Below are 11,493 nucleotides of genomic sequence, written 5' to 3'. Positions count from 1 at the left end.
CCGTTTCAGATCTTCGCCGGTAGCAGGATCAGCAGGGTGACGGCCACCGAGAGCAGCCACGACGCGTAGAGCGCCAGCGGCCGCCGGGGCACCTCGATCGGCGGTGGAGGCGGCAGCGGGCTGATCGCGAACGACTGGTTCCGCGCGTCCCGCAGCGCCGCCACCAGCTCGTCCGCGTTCCGCTGGCTGTCCGGCGACGGCCACGGCGGCGGCACCGGCACGGTCAGCACCGACTCGCCGGCCGTCAGCAGCACCGTTCCCGCGTCGTCGTGCACCACCGCGCTGTCGGTGGCCCAGGGCTGCCGGTCCGGCCCGCGGAACCCGACCGCGGCGACCCCGCCGGCGTGCCAGCGCAGTCGCGGCCGGAGCTGGGTGCGCCAGCCGAACTCGTACCCCATGGCCGCCGACACCGAGGCGACCACCGTGAGGATCACGGGTGGCACGCCCGCGATCGTGGCCAGCTCCCCGGCCGCCAGCGCCGCCCCCAGCCCGATGGCCAGAGTCGCCGCCCACGCCCGCTGCGGGGCGATCCGGTGCTCGCGGCACTCGAACGCGCTCACCCCGCGATCCTCCGACCGCAGCGCCGCCGGGTCGACCAGCTGCTCCTCGTCGTCCTCGATCTCCCGGGGAAGCCCCTGCACCACGTCGTAGGCCACCTCGATCACCGGCCCGACCGGCCCGACCGGCACGTGCACACGGCCGTCGACCTCGACCGCGCACCAGCCGCCCGGGCGGGGCTCGCCGTAGAGCGTTCCGGCGCGGGTGACCGGCTCCTCGTCGTCCGTCTTGTCGCTGAAGAGCGCGACGTCGAACGCGAACTCCTTGGCGATCAGCCCGCCCGGATACGGCAGCAGCACGTGGACATAGCCCGTCTGCTCGACGACCCGCACCGCGTACATCGGCTGCTGGGTCCCGAACAGCTGCCGCAGCCGGGCACGATGCGTGACCACCCGGGCCAGCAGCGCGCAGCCGAGGCCGAAGACCGCGATCACCCCGGTGAGCCAGGCCGCTCCCGCCGATCGCAGCAGCACCGCCACCAGTCCCGCCATCGCGGCCACGAGCAGGGCGATCCCGGCGACCTCGGCCGGCACCGCCACCATCGGCAGGCCGCTCGGCGCCGGCGGTTGCCGCCGGGGGACCGGCGCGGCCACCGGGGACCGGTCGCGCCGGGTGAGGGCTATCGCCACGATCGCGTACGCCCAGCAGACCAGCGCGGCCGCCGCCGAGTGCGCCAGCGACGTCCACACCACCGCCGCGAGAACCCCGGCCCAGGCCGCCGCGCCGCGGTGCGCGTACACCATGAATGCGGGCGCGAGCAGCACGCCCAGCCCGACCCACCGGGCCTGCGGCGCCGGGTCGCCGGGGCCGCCGAGCACGCCGAACAGCAGCAGGAACGCGGCCGCCCCGGCCAGCGGCACCAGCCCCTCGACGCGCAGCAGCCGGCCCATGCCTCTATCGTCGGCGAGGACCTAGGCGCCGGGAGGCGGAATGACCGAGCTCAGCCGCCGGCTGGACACCCGGGACGCGGTGGTGGTGGGGCTCGGCGCGATGCTGGGCGCCGGCGTGTTCGCGTCGTTCGCCCCGGCGGCCCGCGCGGCCGGGGGCTGGCTCCCGGTGGCGCTGGCGCTGGCCGCCGTGGTCGCCTACTGCAACGCGACCTCGTCGGCCCGGCTCGCCGCGATCTACCCGCAGAGCGGCGGCACCTACGTGTACGGCCGGGAACGCCTCGGCCCGTTCTGGGGCTACCTGGCCGGCTGGACGTTCGTGGTCGGCAAGACCGCCTCGTGCGCCGCGATGGCCCTGACCTTCGCCGCGTACGCCGCCCCCGGATACGAGCGCCCGGCCGGTGTCGCGGCCGTGCTGGCGCTGACCGCCCTCAACTACTTCGGCGTCCAGCGCTCGGTGCAGGCCAGCCGGGTGATCGTCGCGATCGTCCTGATCGTGCTGGCCGCCGTCGTGGTGACCGCCGCGACCGGCCCGCACGCCCCGAACCTCGGGCTCGGCGGCGAGGTGCACCCGCTCGGCATTCTCCAGGCCGCCGGGCTGCTGTTCTTCGCCTTCGCCGGGTACGCCCGGATCGCCACGCTCGGCGAGGAGGTGCGCGACCCGGCCCGCACGATCCCGCGCGCGATCGCCATCGCCCTCGCGATCGTCCTGGTCGTCTACGCCCTGGTGGCGTTCGCCGTGCTGGCCGCTCTCGGCCCGGCCGGGCTGGCCGGCACCACCGCCCCGCTCGCCGAGGCCGCGCCCGCCTGGCTCGATCCGGCGGTCCGGGCCGGCGCCGCCGTGGCCGCCCTCGGTGCCCTGCTGGCGCTGATCCTCGGGGTCTCGCGCACCGGCTTCGCGATGGCCCGCGACGGCTTCTTCCCCCGCGCCCTCACCGCGGTCCACCCCCGGCACGGCGTCCCGCACCGGGCCGAGCTCGCGGTCGGCCTGCTCGTCGCGGTGCTGGTCGCCACCGTCGACCTGCGCGGCGCGATCGGGTTCTCCTCGTTCGGCGTGCTGCTGTACTACGCGGTCGCCAACGCCTCCGCGTTCACCCTCCCGGACCGTTCCAAGGTCGTTCCGGTGGCCGGTCTGGCCGGCTGTCTCCTGCTGGCCGCCACCCTGCCCTGGCACTCGTCGTTGGCCGGGTTGGTGGTGGTTCTCGCAGGTGTGGCGTGGTATATGTATAGTGTACGTAGGTAGCTGAGGGCGCGGTCGAGGGAAACACATGCCGAACAAGACGATCTATGTCTCGGAGGAGGATCTCCCACTGTTCTCCCGCGCGCAGGAGCTCTCCGGGGGCAACTTGTCGGCCACCATCACCTCCGCCCTCAAGCGCTACGTCGAGGCCGAGGAGGGCCGCCGCGAGGGCTACCAGGAGATCACCGTCCCGGTCGGCCCCGGCCCCGGGCGCCGGGTGCGCTTCACCGGCGTGCTGCTCGGCGAGTGGAGCCGCTCCACCTCCCGCACGGTCGAGACCTACCGGGTGTTCCGCAGCCAGAAGGGCCGGTTCGTGGTGCACACCGAGCGCTCGCCCGACTACGTGCACACGGCCGGCGACGGCCCGGCCGACAGCGCCTGGCGCAACTTCCTCAACTCGTTCAGCTCCAACCAGACCTGGGGGAGCAACAGCGGCGAGCGCTTCCTCGAGGTCTACGACACGGCCGACAAGCTGCGCGAGAGCATCCCCCCGGAGCTGTACGAGCTGATCGCCGGCACCCTGGCCCAGCCCCCCATCGAAGACCTCGACATCTAGGCGGCGGTCAGCCAGCGGGTCACGATGCGCACCCGGGTGACGACCTTGCCGCCGACCTTCACGCGGTATCGCACCTTCTGCGCGAACGGCAGCTGCCAGACCCCGGGCCGCCGCTGGTACCAGGTGTGGCAGCCCTGCGCGGCGCGGCCCAGCGTCGACCGCTGGAGGCAGCGGTAACCGTAGCCGGCCCGGTACGGGTTGCCCGCCGACGGCCACGCGCCGCCGCCGTTGTCGAGCACCGTGCTCAGGGCCGAGTACCAATTCCAGGCCATCTTGCGGTAGCCGTAATCGTTGGGGTGCTCCCGGTTGAACATGTCGATGCCGTGCACATTGCTCTGGTCGACCAGGTGGAAGTTCGGACCCTTCGACGCCACGATCGCCGGGATCGCCGCGTTGTACTCGACGGTCCGGAACCGCTGCGCCGGCGTGTCCGAGTAGTCCCCGAGCCCGACGATCTTCGCGACGAACACCTGCGCCGTCGGCAGGTCCTCCGCGATCTTGTCGAGCAGCGCGTCCAGCTGCCGCGGCGCGTCCTGCACCCCGCGCACCATGTCGTTGGTGCCGATGTGCAGCAGGATCACATCCGGCTCGTACGTCCACAGCCACTCGTCGACGTGGTCGGCGAGCTGCGCGATCGTCCAGCCCTTGTGGCCCTCGTTGTCCGGGTCCGGTGAGTCGCCCGACCGCTGCGAGCCCACGAAGTCGGCGTTCACCCCGGCCGCCGCGAGCCGCCAGTACAGCGCGCTGCGGTACGAGTCCTCGCTGGACGAGCCGACGCCCCAGGTGATCGAGTCGCCGAGCGGCATCACCCGCACCCGCCAGTCCTGCTCGAGCACCGGCCGGGCCTCCGCCCGCGCTGCCCCCGCCGGTCCCATCAGCACGAGGGACGCGGTGGCCAGGGCCGCGGCGAGCCGCCTGCCGAACGAGATGCTCATCATGGACCTTCCGCCTAGGGGGACGTCGGCCTGACATATCGGTCAGCGTGTTAGGGGTTCTGACACTTCACCCCGGTTCGCAACCGAAGTCGCACCCGCCGTCCGGTCTGCTACTGATGAGGACCATGAACGGCATCGAGATCTCCCGCCGCTACTACGCGTCCCAGGTGGCGCCCTCGCTGGCCGGGGTGCCGCACGCGGCGGCCCTGCTCGGGCCCGGTTCCGAGGTGCTCGGCTACGACGACGAGGTCTCGCCCGACCACGACTTCGGCGAGCGGGTGCAGATCTTCCGCGCCGGCGGCGAGACCGTGGGGGAGTTCTTCGCCGCCTGGCTGGGCTTCGACCCCGATGACGGTGTGACCGTCGCGGACTGGCTGCTCACGCCCACCCAGATCCTGGCCAGCCTCACCCGTGGCGCCGTCTTCCACGATCCGGCCGGCGAGCTGGCACGTCGTCGCGCCGCGCTGGCGTGGTATCCGGATGACGTCTGGCGGTACGCGCTGGCCGCGGCCTGGCTCAAGGTCGGCCAGGAGGAGGCGTTCGTGGCCCGCACCGGCTCGACCGGCGACGATCTCGGCTCCCGCATCGTGGCCGGCCGGCTCGTCCGCGAACTGGTGCGTCTCGCCTTCCTCGTGTCGCGGTGCTGGGCCCCGTACGGGAAATGGTTGGTCCGTTCGTTCGGCGAGCTGGAGATCGCCACCGAGCTGCACCCACCGCTCGCCGCGGCCCTCGCGGCCGAGACCTGGCAAGATCGAGAGCAATTCACGTGTACGGCCGGAAGCCTGCTCGCCCGGGCCACGAACGAGCTGGGCCTCTGCCCGCCGCTCGACCCGTCCCCGCGGCAGTACTACACCCGCGACATCCGCGTGCTGAACGCCGACCGGTACACCGTCGCGCTGGCCGCCGAGATCACCGACCCGGTCCTGCGCGGCGTTCTCGACCGGGTGGGCCTGCGTCACGGTTCGATACCCCGGCTGCCCGGCACCATCGACCAGGCCGTCGACTCGACGGACATCCTCGGCGACGTGACCCGGCGGCGGGCGGCGGCCGCGATGTTAGGCCTTTAGACCGTCAGATCGCCGTACCCGCTGATAGTTCGTTGTATTGGTCCGCCACCGGCTGGCCGGACAGCTCCGCGATGGCCGCCATGATCGTGTCGGTGGCGGCCCGCCGAGCCGGTCCCGGACGCCCGTCCGCGGGCTGCGCGAACCGCATCGGCTCCCCGAATCGCACGACCACCTTTCCCGGCCGTGGCGCCCGGGCCCCGACCGGCTGGATCCGCTCGGTCCGCGCAGCGCCACCGGCACGACCGGCGCTCCCGACGCGATCGCCAGCCAGGCCACGCCGGTCCGGCCGCGATAGAGCCGCCCGTCCCGCGACCGGCTTCCCTCCGGGTGAATGCCGAACGCCCCTCCGGACTCGAGCACGCGAAGAGCGGCCTCGAGCGACTCCTGCGCCGCCCGATAGCCGCCGCGCGGCACGGGAATCGCATCTATCCCGTTCAGAAACGTGCGGGTCGCGAACTGCTTGGGCCCGCCGCCACTGCGGAAGTACTCCTGCTTGGCGAGGAAGGAGACCCGGCGGGGCGTCATCAGCGGAATGAGGAAGCTGTCCACGAACGACAGATGATTGGCCGCGAGAATGACGGCTCCGGTCCGCGGCACGTTCCCGGCCCCGTGCACCTCCGGCCGGAACGCGACCCGCGAAAGCGGAAGCAGGATCGACCGCAGCGCCGCGCTCAGCATCTCAGCTCCCCAGGTGAGCGCCGACGGCCGCCACCAGCAGGGGTTCCGGGGTGTCGAGCCCGGTCACCACCTGCAGCGTGCCCCAGTGCCACAGCTGGGCGATCCCGTGCAGCGCGGCCCAGAGGGCCGCCGCCTTTTCGGTGGGTTGCGCCAGGCGGGCCCGATTCAGCAGTTCCACGAGTACGCCGAACAGGGGCGTGCTCTCCTCCCGGAGCCCGATGTTGTTCCCCCGCAGCAGATCGTGCCGGAACATCAACGCGAACATCCCCGGCTCGTCCCGCGCGAACGCGACGTACCGCCGCCCCAGCGCCAGCAACGCCTCCCGGGGCTCGGTCCCGTGCTCCCCGATCTTCTCGGCGACCAGCCGCCCCAGCTCCCGGTACCCCTCCCGGGCGATGGCCGCCAGCAACGCCTGATGCGTAGGGAAGTACCGCCGCGGCGCCCCGTGCGAAACCCCGGCCCGCCGAGCGATCTCGCGCAACGAAAGCGCGTCACTACCGCCCTCGGCCAGCAACGCCACCCCGGCCGCGACGAGCCGCCCCTCAAGATCCCCCGACTGCATGGACAGTGTCTACCAGAGGGCGTAGACACTGTCTACTGCGCTTGCTCCGAGTAAGCCGGCGTCATGACTAGCGAATCGCCGACGCCGGGAGAGCCATCGCGGGTGGCGCGGGCCCCCGCGCCGAGCCCGGCAGCGCCGCGCTACGCGCCCGAGCGCTATCCCACGATCCGCCCGAAACGCTGAACGACACGGCCAAGACCCTCGGCCGGTCTCGGCGAGCGGCCGGGCCACCTTCCCGGCCGAGGTGATCCGGGCGCCGGTCACGTCGCCGTTCTCGCCCGTTTCGCGGGCCGGTCGGACGGCATGCACTCGCTCCCCGGCGAGATCGCCGACGAGCTCCGGCGGCTCCGGGGCGACGTCAGTTGACGGGTGGTGCCCAGTGGGGGCGGCGGATCAGGCAGAAGGGGTGGCCGGCCGGGTCGGCGTAGACGTGGTCGCCGGCCAGCGGTGTGGCGCCCAGGGCGATTACCTGGTCGTGCGCGGTCGCCTGGTCGTCGACCATGACGTCGAGGTGAATCTGCTGCGGTATCGCCGGGTCGGGCCAGGTGGGAGCTCGATGGTCCGGCGCCAGCTGGAAGGCGATCCCGGACGTCCGGTCGTTGACGGAGACCACGGCGAAGTCGTCCTCGCGGTAGGTGATCGGCAACCCGAGCAGCGCGGAATAGAAGGAGGCCAGCGCGACCGGGTCGGGGCAGTCGAATATCACGTGGTGCAGGCGGCCGATAGGCATGATTCATCATGGCCTCCACTCGATACTTTGTGGGGGTGCGAACAGTGGCCGTCACCGACCTCGAAGGCGCCGAGTGGAGGGTGCGGGTGGTGTGGGCCCCGCGCTGGCGGGCACTGGCGCGACGCTTCGGCGGCTGGCGGGCCAAGCGCACCGGGAAGGCGGCGGAGGCGGCGGGGGAATCCGTCAACTTCGGTGCCAAGGTCGCCGAGTCCGGCGGGGGAGGTGGTGGTGGGGGTGGCGGCCACAGCCTGGGTGACGAGATAGCCGTCATCGCTCTGATCTTCATTGCCTTCGTGGCGGCGGTGGCCCTCTTCTGGTGGGTCCTTCTCCCGTTGCTCCTGCTGGTTCTCGACCTGGCGATCGTCCTGATCCTGCTGGCCGCGTCGATCGTGGCGCGGGTGCTCTTCCGCCGGCCCTGGACCGTCGAGGCCACCACCCCCGGTCGGGAGCGGGTCATCCATCAGGTGGTCGGCTGGCGTGCGGCCCTTCGCCGGCGAGACGAGATGGCCGACTCTCTTCGGCGTGGGCTGCGTCCGGTCGGTTGACGCTGCCGGCCGTGCTCGACTGCCGACTCCATTGAGATGGCGCTACCACGGGACGCCCGGCCGGCTCGCTCCCGGCCGGGCCGCGTTCCGGCCGTGGCCGAGGGCGGCGCCGAGGGTGCGCGGAAGGCGGGACTGGTGGTCTGCGGGTGGGGGAGCCGTCGGGGCGTACGATATGCGGCTTTTGATTCTGGGTGGAACCGGTTGCGGGAGCGGTACCGGGTGGAGAGCGCTCTCCTGTTCCGGAACCTTTAAGAGAAACTTAAGTCGGTCGATTTCGGGTTGACCGGCTGGTTGCCGGGCGGGAACTGTTAAGGGACTTTCCGGTTTCCCCATCCCCAGTTCCGGGAGATCCCCCATGCGCAGACGCGCCCTATTAGCGGCTTTCACGGCCTTGGTCGCGGGGTTAGGCGCCTTTGGCGTCCGGCTCGCGGCCGCCGATGCCGCTCCGATCACTTTCAGCCATCCGGGCGTGCTGGTCAGCCGTGCCCAGCTCGACTTCGTCAAAGGCAAGGTCAACGGCGGCGCTCAGCCGTGGCTGGCGGCCTACAACCAGATGATGGCCAGCTCGTACGCCTCGCTCGCGCGCACCCCCAAGCCGCGGGCGACCGTGGAGTGCGGCTCCTACTCGAACCCGAACTACGGCTGCACCGACGAGCGTGAGGACGCGATAGCCGCGTACACCGACGCGCTGGCCTGGTACATCACCGGGAACTCGGCCTACGCGCAGAAGTCCATCGCTCTCATGGACGCGTGGTCGGCGACGATCAAGTCGCACACCAACAGCAACGCCCCGCTGCAGACCGGATGGGCCGGATCGGTCTGGCCGCGGGCTGCGGAGATCATCAAGTACACCTACTCGAGCTGGCCGAACCAGGCTCGGTTCGCGACCATGCTGCGCACCGTGTACCTGCCGGTGGTGATCGTCGGGAGCTCCAGCAACGGCAACTGGGAGCTGTCGATGATGGAGGCGGCGGTCGGGATTTCCGTGTTCCTCGACGACAAGGCCAGTTACGACCGGGCGATCACGCGGTTCAAGGCGCGGGCGGCGGCCTACATCTACATCACGGCCGACGGCGCGCAGCCGAAGTATCCGCCGGTCGGCAGCGTCGACACGCCCAGCGAGCTGATCAGCTACTGGCAGGGGCAGAGCACGTTCGTCGACGGGCTGTCGCAGGAGACGTGCCGCGACTTCACGCACACGGGGTACGGGATCTCGGCGATCAGCCACGTCGCGGAGACCACCCGGATCCAGGGCGAGGACCTGTGGCCGTCGCTGCAGGAGCGGATGCGGCAGGCGCTCGGCTTCCACACCAAATTTGAAAACGGTACGGCGGTGCCATCGAACATCTGCGGCGGCGCCGTGACGAAGGGGCTCGGCCCGATCACCGAGGTCGCGTTCAACGCGCTGCACAACCGGCTCGGCATCGCGATGACCAACTCGCAGCAGTACACGGAGTCGCACCGGCCGCAGGGGACGAACAACCTCTTCGTCGCCTGGGAGACCCTCACCCACGCCAACAACCCGGCCTGATCGGAGCTCATGACATGGCAAGACGCAAACTTCTGGCCGGCGCGGTGATGGCGGTGGTGATCGGCGCACTCGGCGTCGTCGGCATCACGAACGCCTTCGCGGCCACCTCCGGCACGCTCGTGTCGTCGCTGAACGGAAAATGCCTCGACGTCACCAACGGTTCTACCGCCAACGGCAATCAGCCGCAGATGTGGTCCTGCACGTCCGGCAACGCCAACCAGGTGTGGACGTTCGCCGACAACGGTTCGGTGCAGGGCCGCGGAAAATGCCTCGACGTCGCGAACAATTCCACCGCCAACGGCGCCGTGGTGCATCTGTGGGACTGCTTCGACACGGTCGCCACCCAGAAATGGACGCTGAACGCGTCGAAGGACCTGGTCAACAACGCCTCCGGCAAGTGCCTCGACATCAAGGACAACAACGCCGCCGACGGGGCCAAGCTGCAGATCTGGGACTGCGCCGGCAGTGCCAACCAGAAGTGGACCTACTCGGGAGGCACTACGACGCCCACGACGCCGACAACCCCGCCGAGCACCGTGCCAACCAACCCGACAAATCCGGACCTGGGGCCGAACGTCAGTATCTTCGACCCGTCGATGTCGGCGTCGACGATCCAGAACAAGCTGACCAGCGTCTTCAACTCCCAGGTCAGCAACCAGTTCGGCAACGCGCGGTACGCCCTGCTGTTCAAGCCGGGCAGCTACAACGTCGACGCCAACGTCGGCTTCTTCACCCAGGTCGCCGGCCTCGGGCTCACCCCGGACCAGGTGAACATCAACGGTCACGTGCACGTCGAGGCCGACTGGTGGCCGGACGGATCGCAGAACGCCACGCAGAACTTCTGGCGCTCGGCCGAGGGCCTGTCGGTCACCCCGGGTGACGGGCTCGACCGGTGGGCCGTGTCGCAGGCCGCGCCCTACCGCCGCATGCACGTACGCGGCAGCCTGGCGCTCTCGGACGGCGGCTGGTCGTCCGGCGGCTTCATCGCCGATTCCAAGATCGACAACCAGATCCAGTCCGGGTCGCAGCAGCAGTTCCTCACCCGCAACTCGCAGATGGGCAGCTGGAGCGGCTCGAACTGGAACCAGGTCTTCGTGGGCAGCCCGGGCGCGCCCGCGCAGAGCTTCCCGTCGCCGCCGTTCACGACCGTCGGCTCGGCGCCGGTGATCGCCGAGAAGCCTTACCTGTACGTCGACAGCGCCGGCGCGTACCAGGTCTTCGTCCCCGCCCTGCGGTCCAACGCGAGCGGCACCACCTGGTCGGCGGGCAACCCGGCCGGCACCTCGCTGCCGATCAGCACGTTCTACGTCGTCAAGTCCGGCGACACCGCGTCCACGATCAACGCGGCCCTCGCGGCCGGTAAGAACCTGCTCGTCACGCCCGGTGTCTACCACCTCAACCAGACACTGAACGTGAACCGGGCGAGCACGGTCATTCTCGGTCTCGGCCTCGCCACGTTCGTGCCGGACGGCGGCGTCGACGCCATGCACGTCGCCGACGTCGACGGCGTACGGGTGGCCGGTCTGCTCCTCGACGCCGGCACCACCAACTCGAACATTCTGCTGCAGGTCGGCCCGGCCGGCTCGTCGGCGTCGCACGCGGCCAACCCGACCGTGCTCTCCGACGTCTTCGTCCGCATCGGCGGCTCGATCGCCGGCAAGGCCACCGTCAGCGTCGAGATCAACAGCAACAACGTCATCGGCGACCACGCCTGGATCTGGCGGGCCGACCACGGCAACGGCGGCACCGTGGGATGGACGACCAACACCGCCCGCAACGGCCTGATCGTCAACGGGCAGAACGTGACGTTCTACGGCCTGTTCGTCGAGCACTACCAGCAGTACCAGACGATCTGGAACGGCAACGGCGGCCGGACCTACTTCTATCAGAACGAGATGCCGTACGACCCGCCGAACCAGGCGGCCTACATGAACGGGTCGACCCAGGGCTGGGCGGCGTACAAGGTGGCGGACTCGGTGACCTCGCACGAGGCGTGGGGGCTGGGCAGCTACTGCTTCTTCAACGTCAACTCGTCTGTGGTGAACGCCCACGCCTTCGAGGTGCCGGCCGTGTCGGGGGTCAAGTTCCACGACCTGGTGACGGTCTCGCTCGGCGGCACCGGCACGATCAGCCACGTCATCAACAACACGGGCGCGGCGGTGAACAGCGGCCACCAGGTGACCAGCATCGTCAGCGGTCCATAA

The 11,493-nt window shown here is 70.7% G+C and carries 11 protein-coding genes; 6 read left to right on the top strand and 5 right to left on the bottom strand.

The window, feature by feature from the left end:
- Positions 1-5 precede the first annotated feature (5 nt).
- Complete coding sequence (locus A3CQ_RS0108620; protein ID WP_020510525.1) at positions 6-1,448, bottom strand: hypothetical protein; 1,443 nt, start codon at positions 1,446-1,448, stop codon at positions 6-8.
- Positions 1,449-1,488: 40 nt separating this feature from the next.
- Here A3CQ_RS0108620 and A3CQ_RS0108615 point away from each other — a divergent pair, with 40 nt between their 5' ends.
- Positions 1,489-2,688: an APC family permease gene (locus A3CQ_RS0108615; RefSeq protein WP_020510524.1), complete on the top strand. Its 1,200-nt coding sequence runs from the start codon at positions 1,489-1,491 to the stop codon at positions 2,686-2,688.
- A gap of 25 nt (positions 2,689-2,713) precedes the next feature.
- The gene (locus A3CQ_RS0108610) at positions 2,714-3,241 is read left to right on the top strand and encodes an EXLDI protein (protein ID WP_020510523.1); all 528 of its coding nucleotides are present in this window, start codon (positions 2,714-2,716) and stop codon (positions 3,239-3,241) included.
- Here the strand turns inward: A3CQ_RS0108610 and A3CQ_RS52015 are convergent.
- Positions 3,238-4,179 carry an SGNH/GDSL hydrolase family protein gene (locus A3CQ_RS52015; RefSeq protein ID WP_051115186.1) on the bottom strand — a complete coding sequence of 314 codons (942 nt, stop codon included), beginning with the start codon at positions 4,177-4,179 and terminating at the stop codon, positions 3,238-3,240. The genes A3CQ_RS0108610 and A3CQ_RS52015 overlap by 4 nt on opposite strands.
- A gap of 122 nt (positions 4,180-4,301) precedes the next feature.
- Between A3CQ_RS52015 and A3CQ_RS0108600 the strand changes: the two genes are divergently transcribed.
- Positions 4,302-5,243 (top strand): DUF4037 domain-containing protein, encoded by a 942-nt coding sequence (locus A3CQ_RS0108600; RefSeq protein ID WP_020510522.1) that lies wholly within the window; start codon positions 4,302-4,304, stop codon positions 5,241-5,243.
- Here A3CQ_RS0108600 and A3CQ_RS52010 read toward each other — a convergent pair.
- The 3 genes from A3CQ_RS52010 to A3CQ_RS0108585 form a co-directional block, all read right to left on the bottom strand.
- On the bottom strand, positions 5,232-5,921 hold the full coding sequence (locus tag A3CQ_RS52010) for a lysophospholipid acyltransferase family protein (protein ID WP_342663652.1): 690 nt from the start codon (positions 5,919-5,921) through the stop codon (positions 5,232-5,234). The two genes, A3CQ_RS0108600 and A3CQ_RS52010, sit on opposite strands and share 12 nt — an antisense overlap.
- Position 5,922: 1 nt before the next feature.
- The gene (locus tag A3CQ_RS0108590) at positions 5,923-6,483 is read right to left on the bottom strand and encodes a TetR/AcrR family transcriptional regulator (RefSeq protein ID WP_020510521.1); all 561 of its coding nucleotides are present in this window, start codon (positions 6,481-6,483) and stop codon (positions 5,923-5,925) included.
- Between the two features lie 358 nt (positions 6,484-6,841).
- Positions 6,842-7,213 (bottom strand): VOC family protein, encoded by a 372-nt coding sequence (locus A3CQ_RS0108585; protein WP_020510520.1) that lies wholly within the window; start codon positions 7,211-7,213, stop codon positions 6,842-6,844.
- Positions 7,214-7,248: 35 nt separating this feature from the next.
- Here A3CQ_RS0108585 and A3CQ_RS0108580 point away from each other — a divergent pair, with 35 nt between their 5' ends.
- The 3 genes from A3CQ_RS0108580 to A3CQ_RS0108570 all read left to right on the top strand — a co-directional run bounded on the left by A3CQ_RS0108580 (position 7,249) and on the right by A3CQ_RS0108570 (position 11,493).
- Positions 7,249-7,758 carry a hypothetical protein gene (locus A3CQ_RS0108580; protein ID WP_157295518.1) on the top strand — a complete coding sequence of 170 codons (510 nt, stop codon included), beginning with the start codon at positions 7,249-7,251 and terminating at the stop codon, positions 7,756-7,758.
- A 469-nt stretch (positions 7,759-8,227) separates the two neighbouring features.
- Positions 8,228-9,289 carry an alginate lyase family protein gene (locus A3CQ_RS0108575; protein WP_020510518.1) on the top strand — a complete coding sequence of 354 codons (1,062 nt, stop codon included), beginning with the start codon at positions 8,228-8,230 and terminating at the stop codon, positions 9,287-9,289.
- Positions 9,290-9,303: 14 nt separating this feature from the next.
- A complete protein-coding gene (locus tag A3CQ_RS0108570) occupies positions 9,304-11,493 on the top strand; it encodes an RICIN domain-containing protein (RefSeq protein WP_020510517.1) in 2,190 nt (729 codons plus the stop codon).

Source organism: Paractinoplanes globisporus DSM 43857 (assembly GCF_000379645.1).
Lineage (GTDB): Bacteria > Actinomycetota > Actinomycetes > Mycobacteriales > Micromonosporaceae > Actinoplanes > Actinoplanes globisporus.
Note: the sequence above shows the minus strand (reverse complement) of the source record. Positions and strands in the feature narration are given on the sequence as shown.

What these genes read in the sequence shown, in the direction of transcription:
- A3CQ_RS0108570 (WP_020510517.1), top strand. Translation starts at nt 9,304, where the DNA reads ATGGCAAGACGCAAACTTCTGGCCGGCGCGGTGATGGCGGTGGTGATC.
- A3CQ_RS52015 (WP_051115186.1), bottom strand. Translation starts at nt 4,179, where the DNA reads ATGATGAGCATCTCGTTCGGCAGGCGGCTCGCCGCGGCCCTGGCCACC.
- A3CQ_RS0108600 (WP_020510522.1), top strand. Translation starts at nt 4,302, where the DNA reads ATGAACGGCATCGAGATCTCCCGCCGCTACTACGCGTCCCAGGTGGCG.
- A3CQ_RS0108615 (WP_020510524.1), top strand. Translation starts at nt 1,489, where the DNA reads ATGACCGAGCTCAGCCGCCGGCTGGACACCCGGGACGCGGTGGTGGTG.
- A3CQ_RS0108590 (WP_020510521.1), bottom strand. Translation starts at nt 6,483, where the DNA reads ATGCAGTCGGGGGATCTTGAGGGGCGGCTCGTCGCGGCCGGGGTGGCG.
- A3CQ_RS0108585 (WP_020510520.1), bottom strand. Translation starts at nt 7,213, where the DNA reads ATGCCTATCGGCCGCCTGCACCACGTGATATTCGACTGCCCCGACCCG.
- A3CQ_RS0108610 (WP_020510523.1), top strand. Translation starts at nt 2,714, where the DNA reads ATGCCGAACAAGACGATCTATGTCTCGGAGGAGGATCTCCCACTGTTC.
- A3CQ_RS52010 (WP_342663652.1), bottom strand. Translation starts at nt 5,921, where the DNA reads ATGCTGAGCGCGGCGCTGCGGTCGATCCTGCTTCCGCTTTCGCGGGTC.
- A3CQ_RS0108620 (WP_020510525.1), bottom strand. Translation starts at nt 1,448, where the DNA reads ATGGGCCGGCTGCTGCGCGTCGAGGGGCTGGTGCCGCTGGCCGGGGCG.